Below are 24,486 nucleotides of genomic sequence, written 5' to 3'. Positions count from 1 at the left end.
TTTATTCTGAAGAGTTGTTAACGTATTAATTCAAAATTAACCGCTGCAACCTGACCGGACTCATCCATTACGACAAGTTGATAACGTCCAGCGATATTGAGTAATAAAGAAAGACGATTATTTTCGCCATTAACAGGCTCGCCATTTAAAAACCACCAGCGACGCCCTTTACCGCCGGTAGTCGAGACGGGCAGCGTGACGTTTTCCTGGCCTGGCAATTGCCTGATCACCGCGCCATCCCTCACTCCTGACAGCATTAACGGCGCGGCATCATTGCCCTGTAGCGGCGGACAGTGAGCGGACGCCGCGGGCAAGCGGGCGCTACGTCTTTCCGCAGGCGGCAGCCACGGCTCCAGCGGCCGCGGCCAGACGATAAACGTATGCGCACGCGCCTGCGGACAGTCGGCAGCGACACGCCGCCCCGTATCATCCAGCCAGACCGGGAAACGAATACCGTTGATGTCTTCCTGCTCAGGTAACAGCAGCGTGGGCGGCTGGCTGTCATCAAGCAGCCATGTCGCCAGTCGGCGGCGACAGTTGCTGTCTCCGGCAGGCAGAGTCTGTCCGCCCGGCCAGCAAATGACGCCGCGGCTTACCGTCTGCGGACGCGGATCTTCCGGCAGGCGTCCCGTATGCGCCAGTAACAGATTATTGACCTGGTTAAGCAATGGCACCGCGCTGGCAAAACCAAATTGCCCCACCACAGGCGTGCCGTCGGGCCTGCCTGTCCAGATACCGATGATATAGCGCGCGTTAACGCCAATAGCCCACGCATCGCGATAGCCGTAGCTGGTGCCGGTTTTCCACGCCAACGGCACAATGCGTGGCAGCACGTTATCCGGCAAGGGTTGCGCTTCATCCGCCATAATCCGTCGAATGATCCACGCCGCTCCCGGCGACATTAATGGTCTTTCCGACAGCGGATCGTCCGGCTGTAACCGTAGTTTCGCCGCTTTCCCATGACGAGCGAACGCGCTGTATGCCGCCGCCATCTCGTCAAGCCGCGCGCCCGCGCCGCCCAGAATCAGCGAAAGATTGGGCGCCGCGCCAGCAGGCAAATATAGCGGCAGGCCGACGTTACGCAGTTTTGCCGCAAATCGTTTCGGCCCATAGGCTTCAAGCACCTGAACGGCTGGCAGATTCAGCGAGCGTACCAGCGCGTCGCTCATGCTGACCGGGCCGTGAAATCCGCTGTCGAAGTTTCCCGGGCGGTAATCTCCGGTGCGGCGCGGAACGTCCTGTAATAATGATGCGGGATGGATCAAGCCGTCATCCAGCGCCAGACCGTACACAAAGGGTTTGAGTACCGATCCCGGCGATCGGATCGCCGTTACCATGTCGACATGACCAAAACGGCTGTCGTCATTAAGGTCTACCGATCCTACCCAGCCGCGCACGCTCATATCGGTATGATCGACGACTATCATCGCCAACGAACTGCGTGCCGGCAGCCGCCCTTTCCATGCCCGCGCCAGATCTTCCAGTTGCCGCTGCAACCCGGCGTCCAGCGTGGTCACAATTTTGTCGTTCTGGCTTTTACTCAACATCATTCGGGCAAAAAGCGGCGCCAGTTGCGGCATTTGACGCGGCGCCAGCCAGACCGGCTCTTCACGCGACTCGCGTACCGTTTCGGCAGGCCAGACGCCCTGCGCCGCCATCCGATCCAGCACTTTATTTCGTGCCGCTTCGGCTCTCGCAGGCCAGCGGTCGGGGCGTAACCGGCTCGGCGCCTGCGGCAATACGGCCAGCAGCGCCGCGTCAGCGTAACTCAGGCGCGCGGGCGGCTTGCCGAAGTAGGCCCAGCTTGCAGCGCCAATACCCTGTAGCGTGCCGCCGAACGGCGCGCGGTTCAGGTACAGCGTCAGGATATCGCGCTTGGACAAATGCCATTCAAGCTGGAGGGCGCGCCAAAGCTGGCGGATTTTACCGCCGAACGTGCGCGAATGTGGGTCCAGCAGTCTCGCCACCTGCATAGTCAGCGTACTGCCGCCGGAAATAACGCGCCCGGCGGTAAGATCCTGCCATGCCGCGCGCGCGACGGAGAAAGGGTTAACGCCAGGGTGCCGCCAGAACCAGCGATCTTCGTAATTGATTAAGGCCTCCAGGTAGCGGGGAGAGACCTCTTCAATCGTCACCGGATAACGCCAGATCCCCCCGGCGTCGGCAAAGCGCCACAGCGGCGTACCGTCATGGGCTACCACGACCCGCGCAGGATGGACCTCATTGAGCGGCAGCGGCCAGAGTTTATCCGCCGCCCATAACGCCAGGAAAATAAAAAGCGGCGCGCCCGCCAGCCACAGCCAGCGGCCACGTTTACCACGCCAACCGTTCATTTAAGGCGTCACAATCAGCAGCCCCTCGCTCGCGCCGGTTGCCCGCCACTGAGGCGCGTACATCGATTCCACCTGCGGTTGCGCAAGCTGGTACGTCCCCGGCGTTACCGCGCGCGCCAGGTAGACCAGCGTCACGGGCTGGCCCTCATTGACAACGACGGCAGCCACAAACCGATCATCGCGGAATTCCATATACTGAATATCCGCCTGCTGCATCTGATTAAGCAGATTTTGCACTTCGCTACCGCTCTCCGGCAGGCTGGCGCTGCTGTCAGCCAGATTCTGGTTTTCCAGCTCCAGTCCGGCCGGGAGCAGGTCCACCACCAGCGCATCCGGCACATTGCGATCGGCCACTACCGTTAACCAGACCAGCACCAGTTCGCCGCTACGCAACGAGGACAGCGATTTGCGCTGACCATCGGTCCCCAGTATTTGTCGTTCAATCTGCAAAACGTTGCTGGCAGGCTCAGGCGCAGATGAGGGATAACCGCTGCTATCCAGACGCAACCATAGCGGCTGGCTACCGGTGTTCGTCACCTCAAGGGCGGCCAGCTGGTCAGCATCCAGATTACGGGTCAGCGCCTTGTCGCCCGACAGCGGCTGCGCCTCTAACGAGGTCTGCGCCTGCCAGGCGCCCGCGCTGGCCTGTCGCGAATGCGCGGCGAGGAACAAGGCATTGTTCTCCTGGGTAGAGAGCCATCGCTGACCGAAGGCCTGCTCAGAAAGCGAGCTTAATAGCGCATTTTGCGCGTCCGGTCTGAGGTTGTTCTCTTCCAGTAGCGACAACATCAGAGCGTTATCGCGCAGAGAACTGCCGTAATCCGCTATCCATTGCCGTTCGTCCTGACGCGGCGTATTCAGAGCCAGCGTAATGGCCTCTTCGCCGCGTCTGGCATCACCCATCGTGTTTAACGCGATGCCCAATTGCATCAGCGGCAGTCCTGAAACCGCCTGACTACGGCGCTCCCAGATTTCGCGCAGCGCGCCGAGCGGCGCTTTCTGCTGACGCGCCAGTACCAGCGCGGCGTAAGCCTGAGCGGCAAAAGTACTGGCCTGGGTATTATCGCTATAACGAATCAGCATCGTGCCGGGATCCTGCAGATAACGCAGCAGTCGCTCATTGCCCCGGTTAATGGCTTCCGGCGGGACGCTATATCCCTGCTCGCCCGCGCGAATGAGGAAATCCATCGCGTAGGCCGTTAGCCAGGGCTCTTCCGCCCCATTTTCATCCCATAGCGCAAAACCGCCGTTATCACGCTGCATCTGTAGTACCCGTGAGATGCCGATATCCACTGCGGCGCGCCGTTTTTCATCGCTATCGCCGGTAATACCGAGCGACTGCAATTGAGCGGCATTGGTATACAGCGCCGGGAATAACCCGCTGGTGGTTTGTTCCAGGCACCCGTACGGATATGCTTTCAGCTCGCGAATGTAGCGCGCCAGATTGAGCGGCGGTTTTCCGCTTAACAGCAGTTGTCCCTGTAACGTGGCTGGCGAGACGTTTGCCAGATGCTGCTCTGGTACATGCCAGCTCTCTCCCGGCGCCAGCGCAATGCCGCTATTTACCGTTTGGGCAGGCCAGGCCGGACGCACGCCGATTTGCCACTGCTTATGCTGCGCGCCGAGGGTTTCTCCCGGCAGATTCAGACCGCTAATGGTCGCCTGGATTTCGCCTTCGCCCAAACCTTCCAGCGCGCGTACCGGAACGAATAAGGTGGTGCGCACGCCCGGCGCCAGGTTGACCGGTTGCGGCTGCTGGCTAAGCAGTTCCAGTAACCCACTGGCGGCGAGCGCAATATTCAGCGTCTGCGGACGGTCGGTCAGATTGGTGACGTCCAGCACCAGTCGCGAAACATCCCCTCCCGCCAGAAAACGCGGCATATTCAGCTCGGCAATCACTGGCGCGGCGACAACGACTTTGCTTTCGCCGCGACCAAAATCGTCCGCTGTCCATGCCTGCGCCATAACCCGCAGTTCGCCGTTAAAGTCGCCAATCGGCAGCGTTACGACCCCTTCGCCCTGCTCATTGAGCGTGATCGGCTGCGCCTGCTGCGCGATGATATTGACATGGTTTACCGGCGGTTTTCCGCCGCGCTTAAGGTCGTCGCCATCGCCGCCAAAACGCAACGCCGCCAGCCGCCCCTGCCCTTCAATGACCTGGCCGTAAATATCGTAGATATCCGCACCGTAGCGTTTTTGACCGAAGAACGCCTGCCACGGGTCCGGCGTCGCGTAATCGGTGATGTTCAATACGCCGCTATCGACCGCGGAGACCAGCACGTTGATCTGTTTTGGCATTTCGCCGTGTTTAACGCTGGCTTTCACCCTGACGGTGAGCGGCTGATTCGGGCGCATTTTAGCCGGGCTTTCCAGCGCCAAATCGAGGCGGCGGTTTTCATCCCCCAGCGGTAGGTGTAGTAACCCCACGGCGCGTTTTGGCGTCGCGGAACGAGATTTATCGCCGGGACGCACCACCAGCGTACTGAGATAGAGATCGTGGCGATTCCAGGTTTTATCCACCGGAATCGTGAGCTCCAGACCTTGTGCCGGCACATCGATTGCCTGCCACCACAGCGGACCATCGCTGGACTCCACCATGGCATAACCTTTACCGGCGACCGGCGCGGCGATATGCAATTTCATGGTATCGCCTGGACGATAATTCGCTTTATCCAGTTTGAGGGTGACGCGATCCGGACGCGCCGCGCCGCTACCGTCGCTGTTATCCTGCCAGCTATAGCCGGCCCAGAAACGAACGCTGCTGACCGTCTCATTCGGCGCTTTGACCTCCAGACGGTACGCGCCCCATTCCACCGGGAAGCTGACTTTTCCGGTTTCATCCGCGTTCAGATCCAGCGTCTGCTCGCCCTCCACCAGATCTTTTTGATCAAACTGCGACTGCCAGCCTTCGCTTTCCGACCAGTTCCAGTAATAGTCGCGACGCTCGCGGATGAGCCGCACCTGTAAACCAGACACCGCTTTTTTCTCGCCCTGCGCGTTGGCGTAAACAATATCGAATGCGGCGTTGCTGTCTTCGTCGACAATCGGTTGATTAACGGTGGTATCCGTACGGTAGTCGTATACCGCTTTGGCGGCGAACTGTGGACGAATTCCCGGTAACGTATCGGCAGGCCAAATCGCCTGCTCTACGCGACGAGTGACCGGACGACCGCCAGACTCCAGCAGGCTGGCCTGTAGAATCACCTGCAGCGGCGAATGCGCTTCTTGCCACTGGCTGGCAGCACTCACTTCACCACGCCCGCCTTTATCCAACGTAAGCTGAACTTCGTCCAGGCTGCGCGAAAGATTCTCTTCGGCAATATTGCCGAACTGGAAACCAGGCAACGCCGCGACAGCGTCGCGCAGCGGACGCAGGAAAAGTTGCCCTTGCAGGGTATTGCCGATAGCAGGCGCGCCATACAAGTAATAGCCGACAACGGAGAATTTCACCTCATCCGCAGGTGCCAGCGGTGTTTTTTGCGCCGTCAGGTTGAGCGCCATCCGCTCCGGCATAAAGTCTTCCACATGGAAATCCCAACTCCGCAGCAAATTATCGCCGGTGTTGGCGCGGACATGCCACAAGCCGGTCGGCGCGTTGATATCCAGCGGATAATTCAAACGGTATAGCCCGTTTTCCGGCTGGCTGACGATGGTACTCATCACCTGTCCGTCTGGTTTTACCACTTCCAGCTTAACGGGTTGATCGGGCAGCGTTTTACCGTCGCTATCGCGCAGTAATCCGTTGAGGATAACCGTTTCGCCCGGGCGGTAGAGATCGCGCGGGCCGAACATAAAAAACTGCTTGCTGTAGCCGGGCGCGCCAGCGACATTAAATTCCGACAGATCCAGAGCCGGAAGCGTGAGATCGAGCAGCGTGGTCTGCTCCTCTTTACGCGCCAGTAATAGCGCCGCCGCTTTATCAGCTTCCAGTTGCACATGTCCCTGCGCGTCGCTCGTCGCCTGCGCCAGCGTCTGCCCTTTATCATTCAGAAGAACAATCTCAATTCCCGACTGCGCCGCGCCGTTTTCCAGGCTTTGCGTAAAGATATCCAGCCGATTATGGTAACGGTGCGCGGACACGCCGATATCGCTAAGGGTAAACAACGTAGCGGCATTACTATAGTTGTAGTGTCCAGCCTGATTCATTACCGCCACATATACGCCCGCCTGTTGCAGCGGCTTAATATCGCTTAATGGCAGCTGCAGTTTCTCACGCGTATTGCGCGCCGGATTAAGATCAAAACGACCGGTATAAACCAGATCCGCCATTTTCAGCAGATTGTCGGACTCCCAGTTAGAGAGAGAACTACGGTACTCCCACTGGCTGACAAATGACGCCAGCGATCCGGGCTTAACGCGGAAAAAGTTCACATCAACGTGGTTGACGTTAAGCGCCATGACCGGCAGTCCTTCCGCGATTTTCCCCGGTAGCAGCGATCCCCGGCTGGCAAAGCCGACGCTGGGCTGGACATCACGCGTGGTAATCGTTTTTTCATAAGACTTGCCGAAGGTGGCGTTATTCAGCGCTTTAACGGCGGGATCAACCGTGACCACCAGCACGCGTTCAGGTTCCAGATGACGTAACCTTAGCTCTTTTAAATTTGGCGCCAGCTCCCATGCGCCGTCAACGCTGCCGCTTTTCTTATCAACCACGTGAACCACACGGGAGAAATCCTGTTCAGGATCTAAAGGAATTGAAAACGTCAGCACCAGCGTCGCCGCGCCGTCGAGCTGCGCTTCGGAGGCGTCTAATAGCGTGAGCGCTTTGCCCTGGCTTTGCTGCGCCAGCTTTTGTAGCTGTGCCGGGTCTTGCGCGGGCGAAGGCTGCGCTACGGCTGGCGCTTCGCTTTTAGTCGTCGGGGCGGTTTTATCGTTGTTATCGCATCCCGCCAGCGCCAGCATGATCATGCAGGCCACCACGCGTAAATGTTTCATCTTTCATCCCTGGCCTTAACGGCCTGTCAGCAACGGTTGATGAGATATTATGCGCGAGAAATTTTATTGTGTAAGTCCGTATTACTGTGATGATGCGAAAATTTTACGCAGAAATGTGGTTTCGCCAGCCAAAACAGCCTCTTCTACTTGTCCCTTTTCGGGAAACGTCCGACAATTTGATCATAATCAGGTAACAATGGAGATGCCCATGACCACCGCCTTTTTTGTCGCCGCCGACTGGCTTGCCGAACATATTGATGATCCGGAAATACAGATTCTTGACGCCCGTATGGCGCCGCCAGGACAGGAACATCGTGATATGGCGGGCGAATATCGCGCCGGACATATTCCCGGCGCGCTGTTTTTTGATATTGAAGCTCTTTCCGATCGCGCATCGCCGCTGCCGCATATGATGCCGCGCCCGGAAGCGTTTGCGGTGGCCATGCGTGAACTGGGTGTTCGCCAGGATAAACACCTGGTCATATACGATGAAGGCAATCTGTTCTCCGCTCCGCGGGCATGGTGGATGCTACGCACGTTCGGTGCCGAGAAAGTGTCCATTCTGGCGGGCGGACTGGCGGGCTGGCAGCGTGACGAATGGCTATTGCGCGAAGGCGAAGAAGCGCATGAAGGAGGCGAGTTTGAGGCGAAATTCGCGCCGCAAGCCGTGGTGCGTCTCACCGACGTATTGCTGGCAAGTCATGAAAAAACCGCGCAAATCGTTGACGCGCGTCCGGCGGCGCGTTTTAACGCTCAGGCTGATGAACCGCGTCCGGGACTGAGGCGCGGACACATTCCTGGCGCGCTAAATGTCCCGTGGACGGAACTGGTGTATGAGGGCGAATTAAAGACCACTGACGAACTGAATGAGGTTTTTTTCAGCCACGGCGTGAGTTTCGACAGACCGATTATCGCCAGTTGCGGCTCCGGCGTAACGGCCGCGGTCGTGGTGCTGGCGCTCGCCACGCTGGATGTGCCTGACGTCACGCTTTACGACGGCGCGTGGAGCGAATGGGGCGCGCGTACCGATTTACCGGTTGAACCCACTTAATATCTGCCATGCCGGATGGCGCTCACGCTTATCCGGCCTACCGTTCAGGCTGATGTAAAACGAATCTACATAAATTCTGTTTAAGCAGGCCACAAAAAAACCGCTCAATTGAGCGGTTTTTTTGTGCTGGTCCGGTTCGCGGCCTTTCCAGCAGGCTTTGTTGCCATAGCAACGCAGGCACACCGTAGGGGATTAATACTCCCTTTTAAGGGAGCAAATGTCAATATAATTTACCGGGAAACTATTCAACATTTGAGGTATTATCTTTCCCGGCCCTTTCCGCCGTCTCGCAAACGGGCGCTGGCTTCAGGAGAGGATAACCCATGGCCGTAAGCGCAGGCACACCGTAGTGCCTGCTATCACGGCATTATCGCCAGCGGTACTGCCGTGATGCGGTCTTCGCAAGGACCGCAACATGAAGGTACGATGCTTTTGTGTCGTGCTTCTTGTTTCTGGCACGTTGTGTCTTCACGCAGACAGAAGCTACCCAGGTAATTCTGTTCCCGTAACGCTCAACGTCCAGAGCAGGTAAGCCAGGAGGCCGCCCTGTTGGGCGGCTTTCTTTTCTTCAGATGATGCGATTCTGTTTAAAATCGCGCAGGAACCCGCCCCAGCGGCGCTCGTAGAACGGTGCGATATGCTCGGTGATAAAGTGGCTGATACCCTGCTCGCCCTTCCTCACCTGACAAATATCGATCGGTTCGTCACCCGGTAACGTGTCGGTCGCCACATTGCCCGCTGCGTGAATGATCTCTTCAATATCGCCGTCAGCCTCAATGCCAATCAGCAGATTAGGTTGGGCGTCCGCATGTTCTTTAATCGCGCAGAGAAATGCGCGTTTCACCGGTTTGATGGTTTTAAACAGCGTAGTGAGGGAATCAATCATCTGCGACGGCGGCTCGGCCACTTCGGATAAAATAAGCGACTCGCCGCCTTCCAGCACTTCCTGCGTACTTAACGGACTGCCTTCCTCAGCGAGAAGCAGGCTGATTTCACGCGGCATAAACTCTTTGCCGGTCGGCAATTTAGCGTTGAGGAATAACGTTTCGCCAAGCGTCATTTCAAACAGCGTGCGCGCCGGCATCACCACAAATGCCTGTTCGTCTTCCACGGCCTGCTGCAGCGCCTCCAGAGAAGTAAAGAAGGGAATGACGGTCGTGCCGTCTTCTTTTTCCCAGTGCTGCAAATCCAGAGCGCTGTCTTCCACAATCGCCTCGCCTTCGGCAGCGCTGCCCGGCACCCAGACGGTGGACTCCAGTAAGGTACGGAAAAATGCCGGACGATGCGCGGGCTCAGTCGCCGCTTTCTCCAGCAAGATTTCTAATTCATTTTTAGTTTCGGACATAGGAATCACAAATTATGTATATGGGTTGTAGGCCTGATAAGACGCACGGCGTCGCCATCAGGCAAAATGCCGGGTGGCGCTTCGCTTACCCGGCCTACAAAAACACCGTTCAGGCGGTCAGCAAATTCGCGATGGTGCGCACACCCAGACCGGTTGCCCCGGCAGCCCACTGCTCAACCGGCGCTTTGCGATAAGTGGCGGAACAGTCAATGTGCAGCCAGCCTTCGCGGTAATTTTCAACAAAGTGCGACAGAAAACCCGCGGCGGTGCTTGCCCCAGCGGGATACGCCGCGCTGCCGGTGTTGTTCAGTTCCGCAAAGTTAGACGGCAGTTGGTTACGGTGGAACTCTGCCAGCGGCAGACGCCAGAACGGTTCATTCTCTTGCGCCGCGCTGGTCAGCAAGCGCCCCGCCAGCGTATCGTCAAAACTGAATAGCGCATGGTAGTCGTTACCCAGCGCCGTTTTCGCCGCGCCGGTTAACGTCGCCATATCAATGATTAGCTGCGGGTGTTGTGCGCTGGCGTCAATCAGGCCATCCGCCAGCACCAGTCGCCCTTCCGCATCGGTATTCATGACTTCGACATTCTTACCATTACGGTAGCGAATAATGTCGCCCAGTTTAAACGCATTGCCGCTGATCAGATTATCGGCGCAGCACAGGAACAGTTTTACGCGTTTATTCAGCCCACGGGTAATGGCGAACGCCAGCGCGCCTGTTACTGTCGCCGCGCCGCCCATATCGGATTTCATTGAGTCCATAAAAGCGCTTTGTTTGATACTGTAGCCGCCGGAGTCAAAGGTAATACCTTTACCGACCAGGCAGGCATAAACCGGCGCATCTTTGTCTCCCGTCGGGTTGTAATCCAACGCCAGCAGCACCGGCGGACGCTCAGAACCACGGCCTACGGTATGCAACCCCATATAGTTCTGCTCGCGCAGATCTTCGCCTTTGGTGATACGGTAAGTGACGCTATCGCACGCGACGCTACACAGCAGATCCACCGAGCGCTGCGCCAGTTGCCCCGGCCCAAGCTCTTCCGCCGGAGCATTAATGGTGTCGCGCACCCAGTCAATAATAGTCAGGCGGTTATCCAGCTCCTGACGTTGGGCATCGTCTAAATCCGGCCACATTACGGTACGGACGCCTTTTGGTCCTTTGTAACCCGCCCAGAATGCCCAACAACGCTCGGTATCCCATCCTTCGCCTGTCAGCGCGACCTGTTTTATTCCCAGGCCGTCGATTTTACGCGCCGCACGCTGGATCAACCCCAGATCGTCTTTACCGTTAAGATGCAAGGTAATACCGTCGTTATTAATACTGTAAGTGGCTTTATCGCCCCAGCGCGCATCGGCAGGCTGCGTGGAAAGCGTAATTTTCATGGCTTCTGTCATTGTTATTTTCCTTATTAGCAAACGGGCCGCCGTAGGGCAGCCCGTTATTTGACTTACTCTGCTTCATCCAACCAGACTAGCAGAATCGCCTCCAGAATTTTTTCATTGGATGCGTTAGGGTCGTCGTCAAAATCGTCCAGTTCGCAGATCCACTGATGCAGATCGGTGAAACGAACGGTTTTAGGATCGACATCAGGATATGCGTCGTATAACGCTTCGCCGATCTCGCGGCTATCGGTCCACTTGAGTCCCATACTACCCTCTGTTAATGCTCACGCGCATGGTTGATTGTGTAACGTGGAATTTCGATAACCAGATCGTCGTCGGTAACGCGGGCCTGGCAGCTCAGTCGACTTTCCGGCTCCAGCCCCCACGCTTTATCCAGCATATCGTCTTCTTCTTCCGAACTTTCCGGCAAGGAGTCGAAGCCTTCACGTACAATACAGTGACAGGTGGTGCAGGCGCACGATTTCTCACAGGCGTGTTCAATCTCGATGCCGTTGCGCAGCGCAACGTCAAGAATGGTTTCACCGGTCTCAGCTTCCAGAACTGCGCCATCCGGACAAAGATCCTGATGAGGCAGAATAACAATCTTCGGCATGTTAAACCTCGTCTACGGAATGGCCTTTCAACGCGCGACGAACCGACTGGTCCATGCGGCGAGCAGCAAATTCCTGGGTTTGTTTATCTACGTTTTTAATGGCTTGTTCTATGGCGTCAACATCATCGCCTTGTGCGACCGCGCTTAAATGTGCGGCGGCATCATCAATGCATTGACGTTCTGCGGCGCTTAACAGCGCGGCGTCGGCAGTTAGCGCGCCGGTCAAACTTTCCAGCACGCGCGCGGCTTCGACTTTTTGCTCCGCCAGCATACGCGCTTTCACGTCCTGCTCGGCAAAACTCATGGAATCCTTGATCATCGAGGCGATTTCGCTATCGGTCAGGCCATAGGAAGGTTTGACCTGAATGGAGGCCTCGACGCCGGTGGATTTTTCCATTGCGGTGACGCTCAACAGGCCATCGGCGTCTACCTGGAAGGTCACGCGAATATGCGCCCCGCCCGCCGGCAACGGCGGAATCCCGCGCAGCGCAAAACGCGCCAGCGAGCGGCAGTCCTGCACCAGTTCGCGTTCGCCCTGCATCACATGGATAGACATCGCGGTCTGACCGTCTTTGAAGGTGGTGAAATCCTGCGCGCGCGCCACCGGGATAGTGGTGTTGCGCGGAATGACTTTTTCCACCAGGCCGCCCATCGTTTCCAGCCCAAGAGAGAGTGGAATCACGTCCAACAGCAGCATTTCGCTGTCCGGCTTGTTGCCGACCAGAATATCGGCCTGAATCGCTGCGCCGATAGCGACCACTTTATCCGGGTCGATAGCGGTTAACGGCGTGCGGCCAAAAAATTCGCCTACTCGCTCACGCACCAGCGGTACACGGGTCGAACCACCAACCATGACCACTTCCAGAACGTCCTGGGGATCAACGCCGGCATCTTTCAATGCGCGACGGCAGGCCAATAGCGTGCGCTTAACCAGCGCGGAAATGAGATCGTTAAACTGCTCGCGAGTGATTTCCCCCTGCCAGCCCGCAACGTTAACGCGAACGGTATCGGCATCGCTTAAGGCGATTTTCGCCGCAATCGCGGCATCCAGCAGTTCGCGCTGAACGCGATTGTCGCTACGATCGGCAATTCCCGCCTGCTCACGAATATAGTCCGCCAGCAGATGGTCAAAGTCGTCGCCGCCGAGCGCAGAATCACCGCCCGTCGCCAGCACTTCAAACACCCCGCGGCTCAGGCGTAAAATAGAGATATCGAAGGTACCGCCGCCGAGATCGTAAACAGCAATAACGCCTTCTTTGCCTGAGTCCAGACCGTAGGCAATCGCCGCCGCCGTCGGTTCGTTGAGCAGGCGCAACACATGCAGGCCTGCCAGCCGCGCGGCGTCTTTCGTTCCCTGACGTTGGGCATCATCGAAATAGGCGGGAACGGTAATCACCACACCATCCAGCTCGCCGGAGAGCGATTCGCTAGCCCGCGCGGCCAGCGCTTTGAGAATATCAGCCGATACGCGTACCGGATTGAGCAATCCAGCCGCCGTGTCAATCATCGGCAGCCCATTAACGCTTGCCTTAAACCGGTAAGGCAGATGCGGATAGCGCGCCTGGATATCCGCCAGCGAGCGTCCCATCATGCGTTTCACAGAGCTGATAGTGTTGGCCGTATCCTGCGCGGCATTGTCACGCGCAGCGTAACCGACCGTATGGCCCTGCTGCTGATAGTGAACCACTGAAGGCAACAGGTGGCGCCCTTCGTGGTCAGGCAGAGTTTCCGCCTGGCCGCTGCGAACCGTCGCAACCAGAGAGTTGGTAGTGCCTAAGTCGATACCCGCCGCCAGACGACGCTGATGCGGCGCGGCGCTCAGACCAGGCTCACTAATTTGTAATAAGGCCATGTTAGATTCCAGTTAAAAATCGAGCAGCTTTTCTTCGAGTTGTTCTGCGCTGCTTCGCAGTTTATCGAGAAACCGCAGTTTGCGCACCGTATCCGCCGCCGCGTCCCACGCGGCGTTGTCCAACTGTTCCACCATTTGCTGAAGACGAGCATCAAACATCTTTTGTACGCGTTTGATGAAGCTTTCCAGCCGCACGTCGTCTTTTGATTGTTCGATATCGTCCAGCTCTTCGCGAAGCGTGAGTTGTTCCATCAGAAACGCGGTGTCGCGTACCGTATGCTGCTCGCTGGCCAGATCGAACCCGTGTAAGGAAAGCAGATACTCCGCGCGCGTCAAAGGGTGACGCAGCGTTTGCCAGGCCTGGTTGATCGTGGCGGATTGCTGGACGGCGGCAAGCTGCTGCGCCTGAGTGCCGTTGGCAAATTTGTCAGGGTGATACTGGCGTTGCAGATCCTGAAAACGAAGGCTCAGCGCCTGGGTGTCAATCTGATAACGGGCTGGTAAGCCAAAGAGGGTGAAGTAATCCATAACATTCTCAGGGATAGCCTGTCAGAACAAACCCCACACGCAGGCGACCACGGTGGGGTTATACCTTCTTACTTCGCGCCGCAGATGCGTTGTCTGCGCGGGTTCCCCCAGACACTGACTCAAATAAGCGCCTGGGGATTCACTCGCTTGCCGCTTTTCTGCAGCACGAATGCTCGGTATAACAGCGGAACACGGTTACACGTGGAAGCTTTCGCCGCAACCACACTCATCTTTCACATTCGGGTTGGAGAATTTAAACCCTTCGTTCAGACCTTCTTTTACGAAGTCCAGCTGTGTACCGTCCAGAAATTGCAGGCTCTTGCCGTCAACCACTACCTTAACGCCTTTGTCTTCAAACACGGTGTCTTCCGCCGTTGGCTCGTCAACAAATTCCAGTACATAAGCCATACCTGAGCAGCCGGAGGTTCTCACGCCCAGACGCAGACCAAACCCTTTACCACGGTTGGCCAGGAAGGTATTAACTCGCGCTGCTGCACTGTCGCTAAGTGTAATCGACATAACAAAACCTCAATGTTAACGTTCTATTTTATTTCGCTTCGCGTTTGCTTTTGTAATCCGCAATAGCGGCTTTAATCGCGTCTTCCGCCAGAATAGAGCAGTGAATTTTCACCGGCGGCAGTTCCAGTTCGTCTGCAATGTCGGTGTTTTTAATCGCCTGCGCTTCGTCCAGGGATTTCCCTTTCACCCACTCCGTTACCAGAGAACTGGAGGCGATAGCGGAACCGCAGCCATAAGTCTTGAAGCGCGCGTCTTCAATGATACCTTCATCGTTAACTTTAATCTGCAACTTCATGACGTCGCCGCAGGCCGGCGCGCCAACCATGCCGCTTCCCACGTTATCGTCGTTGTTGTCAAACGACCCTACGTTACGCGGGTTCTCATAGTGATCGATTACTTTTTCGCTGTAAGCCATTATAAATTCTCCTGATTCCGATACCGATTAATGATGTGCCCATTCGATGCTGTTCAGATCCACACCCTGCTTGTACATTTCCCACAGTGGAGAAAGGTCACGCAGACGGCCAATGGATTTACGAACCAGATCAATGGTGTAGTCGATCTCTTCTTCAGTGGTAAAACGACCTAAAGAGAAACGGATAGAGCTATGCGCCAGCTCGTCATTCATGCCCAACGCGCGCAGCACGTAGGACGGTTCCAGACTGGCGGATGTACAGGCGGAACCGGAAGAGACCGCCAGGTCTTTCAGCGCCATGATCAGCGACTCGCCTTCAACGTAGTTAAAGCTCACGTTGAGAATGTTTGGCGCGCCCTGCTCAAGGTCGCCGTTCAGGTAAACTTCTTCAATATCTTTGATGCCGTTCCACAGACGGTTACGCAGACCGCGCAGACGGGCCATTTCGGTCTCCATCTCTTCTTTCGCGATACGGTAAGCTTCGCCCATGCCGACGATCTGATGGACAGGCAGAGTACCAGAGCGCATACCGCGCTCGTGCCCGCCGCCATGCATCTGCGCTTCAATGCGAATACGCGGCTTACGACGCACATACAGCGCGCCAATGCCTTTCGGACCATAAATTTTATGACCGGAGAAGGACATCAGATCCACTTTCAGTTGGCTCAGATCGATAGGCAGTTTGCCCACGCTCTGGGTGGCGTCAACGTGGTAGATGATACCGCGCGCGCGGCACATTTCGCCGATGGTCGCGATATCCTGCACCACGCCGATTTCGTTGTTCACGTGCATGATGGAAACCAGAATGGTGTCGTCACGCATCGCTGCTTCGAGCTCGTTGAGATCGATGATGCCGTTGCGCTGCGGCGCCAGGTAGGTCACTTCAAACCCTTCACGCTCAAGCTGGCGGCAGGTGTCCAGCACCGCTTTGTGCTCGGTCTTGCTGGTGATGATGTGCTTGCCTTTTTTCTGATAAAAGTTGGCAGCTCCTTTGATCGCCAGGTTATCAGACTCCGTCGCCCCTGAGGTAAAGACGATTTCACGCGGGTCGGCACCGACCAGCTCAGCAATCTGGTTACGGGCGATATCTACCGCCTCTTCAGCCTGCCAGCCGAAACGGTGTGAACGAGACGCCGGGTTCCCAAAGGTTCCGTCCAGGGTCAGAAACTGCATCATTTTCTCGGCAACACGCGGGTCCACCGGCGTGGTTGCGGAGTAGTCGAGATAAATCGGTAATTTCATTGCTCTTAAACTCCGTACATCACTCAATGCAAGGAATCAGGCAACCGGCTGGATGTACGACCGTGTTGACGGGACGTCCGCGTCCCGGCCTGATTCTGAATTCTTTTTTACGCTTCATCCTTCAGACGACCGCGGCATTCACCGCATGAGGCCGCCAGAAGAGATGGCGTAATATTTTAATTAAGCACGTAATTTAACGTCGATAGCGTCCTGCGCACGACCACTGGCGCGCGGCGCGTCATGCGTGTGCTGGCGACCAGACACATCCAGAACTTCCTGGTTATTCACCAGCTCGCCTAAGGTAATATTGTTGAGAAAACCGGTCAGGCGATCGCTTAAATCACGCCACAGCGCATGGGTCAGGCATTTATCGCCGCCCTGGCAGCCGCCTTTGCCCTGGCAACGGGTCGCGTCAACGGATTCATCAACCGCGCTGATCACTTCGCCGACCGCGATACTGCCAGCATCTTTACCCAGCAGATAGCCGCCGCCTGGCCCGCGTACGCTGGAAACCAGACCGTTTTTACGTAAACGGGAAAATAGCTGTTCCAGATAAGAAAGGGAAATCCCCTGACGTTCAGAAATATCAGCCAACGGTACCGGGCCCGCTTCGGAGTTGAGCGCAACGTCTAACATTGCGGTCACGGCATAACGCCCTTTAGATGTCAGTCTCATGTCTTACTTAACCTCAAACTCGCCCCTGCCCGGGGTTTTTTATTGTAAAATGGGGGTATTGCATAGCAGGGACAAGTCTGACATTCCCGAGTAATTTGGTCAACTATTTACTTGAGTAAATTAGTCAGGTATTTAGCGTTCCGTGCGGTATTGACGCGGTTACTTGCCTTTATTCTGCTGCTCAATAGACGCCAGAATCCCACGCAGAATATTCAACTCCTGGCTTTCCGGGCGGGCGCGGGTAAACAGACGGCGCAATTTATTCATCACCTGCCCCGGATGGTTTTCGCGAATAAAGCCAGTGGAGAGCAACGTCTGCTCCAGATGTCCGTAGAAACGTTCAAGATCGTCCACCAGCGGATACGGCGTCTCTTCATGATCTGCCGCGTCGCCGTTTTCCTGCGTCGCCAGCCAGGCCATACGGACTTCATACGCGATGACCTGTACCGCCATCGCCAGATTCAACGAGCTGTACTCCGGGTTAGCGGAAATCGCGACGTGATAATGGCATTTTTGCAACTCATCGTTAGTCAGCCCGACACGCTCACGACCAAAAACCAGCGCAACCGGCGTATTTGCCGCTTCCGCCACGCTTTTTAAGCCGCACTCGCGCGGATCAAGCATCGGCCACGGCAGAGTGCGGGAACGGGCGCTGGTGCCGACCACCAGGCTACAGCCAGCCAACGCTTCATCCAGCGTATCGACGATCTGCGCATTACCGATCACATCGCTGGCGCCTGCCGCCAGGGCGATGGCCTGGGAGTCCGGTTTCACCAGCGGGTTTACCAGCCACAGGTTAGTTAAGCCCATGGTTTTCATAGCGCGAGCCACAGAGCCCATATTGCCGGTGTGAGAGGTTTCCACCAGCACAATTCGAATGTTTTGCAGCATTGTCTTTCTTCAGCTAAAGATTATTCTGACATCTTACCATAAAACCAAGACAGATTCCGATCTCGCTGCTATACTCTGCGCCGTTTTCCCGTTCTTTAACATCCAGTGAGAGAGACCGATGCATCCGATGCTGACCATCGCCGTGCGCGCAGCGCGCAAGGCGGGTAATGTAATTGCCAAAAACTATGAAACTCCGGACGCTGTAGAAGCGAGCCAAAAAGGCAGTAACGATTTTGTGACCAATGTGGATAAGGCCGCTGAAGCGGTAATTATCGACACCATTCGCAAATCTTACCCGCAACACACTATTATCACCGAAGAAAGCGGTGAGCACGTTGGCACAGATCAGGATGTTCAATGGGTTATCGATCCGCTGGATGGCACCACCAACTTCATCAAACGTCTGCCACACTTCTCTGTTTCCATTGCTGTACGCATTAAAGGCCGTACTGAAGTGGCTGTCGTTTACGATCCGATGCGTAACGAACTGTTCACCGCCACCCGCGGTCAGGGTGCACAGCTCAACGGCTACCGTCTGCGCGGCAGTACCGCTCGCGATCTGGACGGCACTATCCTCGCTACCGGCTTCCCGTTCAAAGCCAAACAATACGCGACCACCTACATTAATATTATCGGTAAGCTGTTCACCGAATGCGCCGATTTCCGCCGCACCGGTTCCGCCGCGCTGGATCTGGCCTATGTGGCTGCAGGTCGTGTCGATGGTTTCTTTGAAATTGGCCTTCGTCCATGGGATTTCGCCGCGGGCGAACTGCTGGTTCGTGAAGCGGGCGGTATCGTCAGCGATTTCACCGGCGGTCATAACTACATGATGACCGGTAATATCGTGGCGGGGAATCCGCGCGTCGTTAAAGCCATGCTGGCGAATATGCGCGACGAACTGAGCGATGCGCTGAAGCGCTAAGTCTCTTCGGCGGATGGGGCCACTCATCCGCCGTGCCTTTTCAGGCGTTTTTCCTAAACACAACCTCATTGCTTTACTTGCCTGCATGTTTTTGTACGATCGCTCCCTGCTCCGCTATTGGCATAAAGCGGCAAGGAAGCGAACATGACCCTTCAACATACCCGACGCATCGTCAAATCCCTTTTTATTCTGTTTATCATTGTGGTCTGTATTTACCTGCTACCCCGCGTAGCGATCAATGCCTTTTATTACCCGGACAATAAAGTCTATGGGCCAACCCCTGCCGAAGCTGAATCCATTACCTTTACCGCCAAAGATGGCACGCATCTGCACGGCTGGTTTATTCCCACTGCTTTCGGCAGGCCGGAAAACGCCGTCGCGACGGTGATTCATGTCCATGGCAACGCCGGAAATATGTCGGCGCACTGGCCGTTAGTCAGTTGGCTGCCAGAACGCAACGTAAACCTGTTTATGTTTGATTACCGTGGTTTTGGCGAATCTGAGGGCACCCCATCACAAGAGGGGCTACAGGACGATACGAAAAGCGCGATAGATTATGTGCGGCATCGCGACGACGTTAATCCCGAGCGCCTGGTACTGCTGGGGCAGAGCCTGGGCGGCAATAATGTACTGGCCGCCGTAGGCCACTGCGTAGGCTGCGCAAATATGCGCTACGCCGACCAGGCGGGCATACGTGCGATTATCCTCGACTCAACGTTTTTATCCTATTCCTCCATCGCCAACCAGATGATCCCGGGCAGCGGCTATTTGCTTGATGACCGCTATAGCGCGGATCGCAATATCGCCAGCGTCAGCCCCATTCCGGTATTGATTCTTCATGGCACGGCAGACCATGTTATTCCCTGGCAGGACAGTGAGAAATTGTATGCCCTCGCCCAAGAGCCCAAACAAAAAATCTTCATTCCTGGCGGCGATCACATTGATGCTTTTTCCGGGCGTTATGAAAACCTTTACCGCGATGCAATGATTAATTTTATTCAGACCGCGCTATCCGCTAAATAGCGCGACGCTGTATATATGCATATTTTATGATTAAGAATATATTTATTATACCGATAGTAAAAACCATTTTTTCCCGTTAGCGAAGGCGGTGGATTAGCGCTAGCGTAACAGTAATATTCAACTGATTTTTATAACAATTTATTTTCATTTGTTTTTCCTGAATATTACTGTGGAGTATGTGATGGCTATCAAAATTACGCCTGACGAGTTTAGTCTGCTTATCCAGCGATTAAACAAAAAATGGCGCGTGTTTGCCCCGTCCGCAGAGTTTCGCGGCGGACGTTTTTCCGACACTGACAACATTATTTATCAACGAATTAGCGGCTGGCGCGATCTCATCTGGCACGAGAAATCGCACATGTCGCCGAATACCATTATCGCCCCTATCACCGAAACGCTCTTTTATTTCGATAAAGACACCATTCAAATTGCCGAGACAGACACCTCCCCGATAATCGTCTTTGCCCGCGCCTGCGACATTAACGCCATGTCGCGGCTGGATTATATGTATTTATCAAATGGGAATAATTCCGATTACAGTTATCAACTGCTACGGGAGCATATTCGTTTCGTCCTTATTGAGTGTGAAGAAAGCTTCGAAAATTGTTTCTGCGTCTCAATGGGTACTAATAAAACTGACTGTTATAGCGCCGCTATGCGTTTTAGCGATGAAGGCGCGCTTGTCAGCATCCGCGATCCCTTTATCGAGGCGGCGATACAAGGGCTGGGGCAGGAGGCTGACTATACCCCCTCTTTCGTCAGCGAAAACCGGGAAACCGTCGTCACGCCGGACAGCGTTTGCCGCGATCCGCAAAAAATTCGCGACATTCTCACCCGCCATCCGCTATGGGACGCCTACGACAGCCGCTGCATCAGTTGTGGCCGCTGCACTACCGGATGCCCAACCTGTACCTGCTATAGCGTCTTTGACGTCGCCTATGATGAAAATCCGCAGCGCGGCGAACGCCGCCGCCAGTGGGCAAGCTGCATGGTGCCGGGCTTTAGCGACATGGCCGGCGGTCATGGTTTTCGCGAAAAACCCGGCGAGCGTCTGCGCTACCGCGCCCTGCATAAGGTCAATGACTACAAAGCGCGCAACGGCATTGAACATATGTGCGTCGGCTGCGGCCGCTGCGACGATCGCTGCCCACAATACATCAAATTTTCTTTGATTATCAATAAAATGACTGCTGCCGTTCGGCAGGCGCTGGCAGAGGAGGCATAACGCATGTCACACTGTTCCTGTCATGATAAACCGCAGCACAGTTTGCTGCCTGCGGCGTACCGCATCCTCAGTATTACTCGCCACACGCCGCTGGAGTGGAATTTCCGCGTGGCCGTCGATTTTCCCGCGCACTGGGGGCAATTTGTTGAGGTGTCGCTGCCGCGCGTCGGCGAAGCGCCCATCTCCGTTTCCGACTATGGCGACGGCTGGATAGATCTGCTGATTCGTAATGTCGGAAAAGTGACTAGCGCCCTCTTTACGCTGAAAGAAGGCGACAACGTGTGGCTACGCGGCTGCTATGGCAATGGCTATCCGGTCGATACGCTGCGCCATAAACCCTTACTGGTTGTCGCAGGCGGCACGGGCGTCGCGCCGGTGAAAGGCTTAATGCGCTATTTCGTTGAGAATCCGCAGGAAATTGGTCAACTGGATATGATTCTCGGCTATAAAAATCGCGATTGCGTGCTGTACAAAGAAGAAATGGCAACGTGGCGCGGCAAACATAATCTGGTGCTCACGCTGGATGAAGGCGAGGCTGATGACCGTTACCAGATTGGTCGGGTGACCGATCGGCTTGCCGACATGACGCTTAGCGATATCGACACCATGCAGGCCATCGTCGTTGGGCCGCCAATAATGATTACCTTTACCGTAAAAATGCTGCTGCAAAAAGGGCTCAAGCCGGAGCAAATCTGGGTGGACTACGAACGCCGGATGGCCTGCTCCGTCGGGAAGTGCGGCCACTGCCGTATGGGCGAAGTGTATGTCTGCACCGACGGCCCGATATTTAACTACGCCGTCGCGCAACGTTTTGCCGATTAAGGAGAACATCATGAGCATTGATATTGATATCATTAAAGCCCGTGCGAAAAACGAATATCGCCTGTCAAAAGTGCGCGGCGAAGCCATGATCAGCGTCCGCATTCCCGGCGGTATTTTGCCCGCGCATTTGCTAACGGTGGCGCGTGACATCGCCGAAACCTGGGGCAACGGACAAATTCACCTCACTACCCGCCAGAAGCTGGCGATGCCGGGTATCCGTTACGAAGATATCGACAACGTGAACGCTGCGCTGGAGCCGTTTCTTCGCGAGATTGAAATAGAACTGTGCGACGTCCAGGTTGAGGATACCAAAGCGGGCTACCTCGCTATTGGCGGGCGAAATATTGTCGCCTGTCAGGGGAACCGCATTTGCCAGAAAGCCAACACTGACACGACCGGCCTGTCCCGTCGTCTTGAAAAACTGGTCTATCCCAGCCCTTATCATCTCAAAACGGTCATCGTTGGCTGCCCGAATGATTGCGCGAAGGCGTCAATGGCAGATCTGGGAATTATTGGCGTGGCGAAAATGCGCTTCACTGCCGATCGCTGTATCGGTTGCGGCGCCTGCGTGAAGGCCTGTAGTCACCACGCGGTAGGCTGCCTGGCGCTGAAGAATGGCAAAGCGGTCAAAGAAGAGTCCGCCTGTATCGGCTGCGGCGAGTGCGTGCTGGCCTGTCCGACGCTGGCCTGGCAACGTAAGCCGGATCAGCTCTGGCAAGTCCGTCTGGGCGGACGCACCAGTAAAAAGACGCCGCGCGTCGGCAAGCTCTTCCTCAACTGGGTGACTGAAGATGTGATAAAGCAGGTGATCGTTAACCTGTATGAATTTGAAAAAGAGATGCTCGGCGGAAAACCGATCTATCTACATATGGGCCATCTGATCGACAAAGGCGGCTACCTGCGTTTTAAAGAACGGGTACTGCGCGGCGTTCAGCTCAATCCGGAAGCGATGGTCGCCGAACGCATTTACTGGGCCGAAGACGAATCCGTCGCGCGGATGCATCTCAAACCCGCCGGGCACTAATCAACCACGCCATGGCCGCAGCCCGCCCACAGGCTGCGGCACGCTAAACCACATGACCAACGCCGCAACAAGCAGTATGACCCCTCCGGCCAGCGCCAGCGTTGACCAGCCTACCTGCCGCCATAACGCCGGCGCTTTGTTTCCACTGAGTTTCACCGCCAGATCACGAAAAGTGTGTACCAGCAGCGCCAGCGAAGTAATCGTTAGCGAGGTTCCCGCCGCCATTGCCAGTACCGACGCCATTCCCCAGCTAAAAACGCCAATCACTTTACTGAATAACAGCACCATTATCGCGCCGGAACAGGGCCGCATCCCCATAGACAGTACGATCATGAGTCGCGCGCGCCAGTCATCGCCGCTATGCAATTGTTCCTGCGTCGGTAGATGCTGATGTCCGCAGCCGCATTTTTCATGGTGAACATGGCGCGGCGTAAAAGCGATAAAGACAGGTTTACGTAGCAGCGCGCGTAACCTTTTTATGGCCCGCCAGCACAGCAAGATGCCCAGCCCGCCAACTAACGCATAGCTCCCCTTTTCCAGCCAGAAACCACTCAGATGGAGCTGCCTGGCCGGAAGTTGCAATACGGTCAGCACGCCCACCACCAACCCGATAGCCACGAGCCCCTGCAATAACGCGGCGGCGAGGGTTAACACGATACTCGATTTCAGCTTCGAAGGATGCGTCGCCAGCCATGTCGCGATCACCACTTTGCCGTGTCCCGGCCCCAGCGCATGAAGCACGCCATACATAAAACTCAGCAGAAGCAACGATCCGCCCGCTCGTTCAGGATGCGTCGCCACCGCGTTAAGCAGCGCGCTCAACTGCTGATTCACGTCCCGCTGCCAAAGAGCGCTTTTCAACATCACCTGCGGCCAGGCCTGCCATATCCACAGACCGCCAACCAGCATCAGCAGCAGGAATAACGCCAGTGGCCACAGCGAGAGCCAGCGCCGCCCCGGAGCGCGTTGAGAAAAAATTACTGGCATTGCAAGGTCACCGTTTGGGCAAACTGTTTACCTAAATCCATATCCTCCGGCGGCGCGTCCTCTTTATCCAGCGACTGGGCGAAACGTAGTGTCTCTTCGCCGGGCGCAGGAGTATAAACCTGAATCCGACACTTTTCGCGCAGCGGTTCCGGCATCGTGATATCGCTGTCCTGGTCATAATGCATATCGACATAATAAGAGGGATCAAACGTTGAAAAGGTATAAGTTTGACCGCTTAACGGCTGCGGTTCAGCCAGCGGCAGCGTAAAGGTCAATACCGCCTGATGCGCGTCACGCGTCATACCGTATTCTGTCGGCCTGTTTTTAAACTTCACTTTCGCGCCATTGCGCCACACTTCTGTAAAGTAGTGCTGCCCAAGTACGTTAGCCATCACTTCCGCCGCCAACTTTTTCCATATTTCTGACCCCGGCGCCGCGTTTCCGGCGTCATACAGCAGATCTGCGGACGTCAGCGCATCCATTGTCCAGCGCATTTTTAACGCCACAAATTGCTCATTTTCACTGACCACCTGCGTTTGCAGACGGATGAAGCTGTGCGGATGCGCCGCCGCCACGAAAGATAAAACGGCAAGAAATAGTGTTAAGGCGCTGCGTTTCACTGGCTTCATCTGTTCCTCGCGATAAAAATTCTGTGACGCTCCTCAGCATTCCTGGCCTAAAAGCACGCTTATCACATTTTTCA

General features: G+C 55.8%; 22 protein-coding genes. 7 read left to right on the top strand and 15 right to left on the bottom strand.

Features of this window, described 5'->3' with window-relative positions:
• Window positions 1–17: 17 nt before the first annotated feature.
• Together pbpC and ACLJRE_RS20825 are read right to left on the bottom strand one after the other, a co-directional pair.
• Window positions 18–2,333, bottom strand: coding sequence for a peptidoglycan glycosyltransferase PbpC (gene pbpC / locus ACLJRE_RS20830; RefSeq protein WP_023212367.1), 2,316 nt, complete (start codon window positions 2,331–2,333; stop codon window positions 18–20).
• On the bottom strand, window positions 2,334–7,268 hold the full coding sequence (locus ACLJRE_RS20825) for an alpha-2-macroglobulin family protein (protein WP_023212366.1): 4,935 nt from the start codon (window positions 7,266–7,268) through the stop codon (window positions 2,334–2,336).
• Window positions 7,269–7,476: 208 nt separating this feature from the next.
• On the opposite strand from ACLJRE_RS20825, the gene sseA reads away from it, so the two are divergent.
• On the top strand, window positions 7,477–8,319 hold the full coding sequence (sseA, locus tag ACLJRE_RS20820; RefSeq protein ID WP_000205242.1) for a 3-mercaptopyruvate sulfurtransferase: 843 nt from the start codon (window positions 7,477–7,479) through the stop codon (window positions 8,317–8,319).
• A 415-nt stretch (window positions 8,320–8,734) separates the two neighbouring features.
• The gene (gene timP / locus ACLJRE_RS20815; protein WP_242617172.1) at window positions 8,735–8,851 is read left to right on the top strand and encodes a small toxic inner membrane protein TimP; all 117 of its coding nucleotides are present in this window, start codon (window positions 8,735–8,737) and stop codon (window positions 8,849–8,851) included.
• Window positions 8,852–8,887: 36 nt separating this feature from the next.
• Here the strand turns inward: timP and sseB are convergent, their stop codons facing one another.
• The 11 genes from sseB to trmJ all read right to left on the bottom strand — a co-directional run bounded on the left by sseB (window position 8,888) and on the right by trmJ (window position 17,780).
• On the bottom strand, window positions 8,888–9,664 hold the full coding sequence (gene sseB, locus ACLJRE_RS20810) for an enhanced serine sensitivity protein SseB (RefSeq protein ID WP_001522413.1): 777 nt from the start codon (window positions 9,662–9,664) through the stop codon (window positions 8,888–8,890).
• Between the two features lie 109 nt (window positions 9,665–9,773).
• Window positions 9,774–11,057 carry an aminopeptidase PepB gene (gene pepB, locus ACLJRE_RS20805; protein WP_000133547.1) on the bottom strand — a complete coding sequence of 428 codons (1,284 nt, stop codon included), beginning with the start codon at window positions 11,055–11,057 and terminating at the stop codon, window positions 9,774–9,776.
• Between the two features lie 53 nt (window positions 11,058–11,110).
• Window positions 11,111–11,311, bottom strand: a complete 201-nt coding sequence (gene iscX, locus ACLJRE_RS20800; RefSeq protein ID WP_000523621.1) for a Fe-S cluster assembly protein IscX — start codon at window positions 11,309–11,311, stop codon at window positions 11,111–11,113.
• 11 nt (window positions 11,312–11,322) lie between these two features.
• Window positions 11,323–11,658 carry an ISC system 2Fe-2S type ferredoxin gene (gene fdx, locus ACLJRE_RS20795; protein WP_001124466.1) on the bottom strand — a complete coding sequence of 112 codons (336 nt, stop codon included), beginning with the start codon at window positions 11,656–11,658 and terminating at the stop codon, window positions 11,323–11,325.
• A gap of 1 nt (window position 11,659) precedes the next feature.
• The gene (hscA, locus tag ACLJRE_RS20790) at window positions 11,660–13,510 is read right to left on the bottom strand and encodes a Fe-S protein assembly chaperone HscA (RefSeq protein ID WP_001196652.1); all 1,851 of its coding nucleotides are present in this window, start codon (window positions 13,508–13,510) and stop codon (window positions 11,660–11,662) included.
• A 12-nt stretch (window positions 13,511–13,522) separates the two neighbouring features.
• On the bottom strand, window positions 13,523–14,038 hold the full coding sequence (gene hscB / locus ACLJRE_RS20785; protein WP_000384398.1) for a co-chaperone HscB: 516 nt from the start codon (window positions 14,036–14,038) through the stop codon (window positions 13,523–13,525).
• 195 nt (window positions 14,039–14,233) lie between these two features.
• Window positions 14,234–14,557 carry an iron-sulfur cluster assembly protein IscA gene (gene iscA, locus ACLJRE_RS20780; protein WP_000028952.1) on the bottom strand — a complete coding sequence of 108 codons (324 nt, stop codon included), beginning with the start codon at window positions 14,555–14,557 and terminating at the stop codon, window positions 14,234–14,236.
• 28 nt (window positions 14,558–14,585) lie between these two features.
• Entirely contained in the window at window positions 14,586–14,972 is a 387-nt protein-coding gene (iscU, locus tag ACLJRE_RS20775) for a Fe-S cluster assembly scaffold IscU (RefSeq protein WP_000331704.1), read from the bottom strand.
• 27 nt (window positions 14,973–14,999) lie between these two features.
• A complete protein-coding gene (gene iscS / locus ACLJRE_RS20770) occupies window positions 15,000–16,214 on the bottom strand; it encodes a cysteine desulfurase (protein ID WP_000775263.1) in 1,215 nt (404 codons plus the stop codon).
• Between the two features lie 180 nt (window positions 16,215–16,394).
• A complete protein-coding gene (gene iscR / locus ACLJRE_RS20765; RefSeq protein ID WP_001241346.1) occupies window positions 16,395–16,889 on the bottom strand; it encodes a Fe-S cluster assembly transcriptional regulator IscR in 495 nt (164 codons plus the stop codon).
• A 159-nt stretch (window positions 16,890–17,048) separates the two neighbouring features.
• Window positions 17,049–17,780, bottom strand: coding sequence for a tRNA (cytosine(32)/uridine(32)-2'-O)-methyltransferase TrmJ (gene trmJ / locus ACLJRE_RS20760; RefSeq protein WP_023212127.1), 732 nt, complete (start codon window positions 17,778–17,780; stop codon window positions 17,049–17,051).
• 118 nt (window positions 17,781–17,898) lie between these two features.
• Here trmJ and suhB point away from each other — a divergent pair, with 118 nt between their 5' ends.
• From suhB to asrC, 5 genes are all read left to right on the top strand, one after another.
• Window positions 17,899–18,702, top strand: coding sequence for an inositol-1-monophosphatase (suhB, locus tag ACLJRE_RS20755; protein ID WP_000553473.1), 804 nt, complete (start codon window positions 17,899–17,901; stop codon window positions 18,700–18,702).
• Between the two features lie 144 nt (window positions 18,703–18,846).
• Window positions 18,847–19,725 (top strand): alpha/beta hydrolase, encoded by an 879-nt coding sequence (locus ACLJRE_RS20750; RefSeq protein WP_023212128.1) that lies wholly within the window; start codon window positions 18,847–18,849, stop codon window positions 19,723–19,725.
• 181 nt (window positions 19,726–19,906) lie between these two features.
• Window positions 19,907–20,950, top strand: coding sequence for an anaerobic sulfite reductase subunit AsrA (asrA, locus tag ACLJRE_RS20745; RefSeq protein ID WP_000985214.1), 1,044 nt, complete (start codon window positions 19,907–19,909; stop codon window positions 20,948–20,950).
• Window positions 20,951–20,953: 3 nt separating this feature from the next.
• On the top strand, window positions 20,954–21,772 hold the full coding sequence (asrB, locus tag ACLJRE_RS20740) for an anaerobic sulfite reductase subunit AsrB (RefSeq protein ID WP_000017587.1): 819 nt from the start codon (window positions 20,954–20,956) through the stop codon (window positions 21,770–21,772).
• A 10-nt stretch (window positions 21,773–21,782) separates the two neighbouring features.
• A complete protein-coding gene (asrC, locus tag ACLJRE_RS20735) occupies window positions 21,783–22,796 on the top strand; it encodes a sulfite reductase subunit C (protein WP_000020685.1) in 1,014 nt (337 codons plus the stop codon).
• On the opposite strand, the gene ACLJRE_RS20730 is transcribed toward asrC, so the two are convergent.
• Both ACLJRE_RS20730 and ACLJRE_RS20725 read right to left on the bottom strand, forming a co-directional pair.
• Complete coding sequence (locus ACLJRE_RS20730) at window positions 22,797–23,783, bottom strand: nickel/cobalt transporter (RefSeq protein ID WP_410957491.1); 987 nt, start codon at window positions 23,781–23,783, stop codon at window positions 22,797–22,799.
• Entirely contained in the window at window positions 23,774–24,412 is a 639-nt protein-coding gene (locus ACLJRE_RS20725) for a DUF1007 family protein (protein WP_000805728.1), read from the bottom strand. Before ACLJRE_RS20725 ends, ACLJRE_RS20730 begins: the two co-directional genes overlap by 10 nt.
• Window positions 24,413–24,486: the final 74 nt, after the last annotated feature.

The organism is Salmonella sp. SAL04157 (assembly GCF_046551635.1).
Lineage (GTDB): Bacteria > Pseudomonadota > Gammaproteobacteria > Enterobacterales > Enterobacteriaceae > Salmonella > Salmonella enterica.
This window is presented reverse-complemented; position numbering and strand designations above follow the sequence as displayed.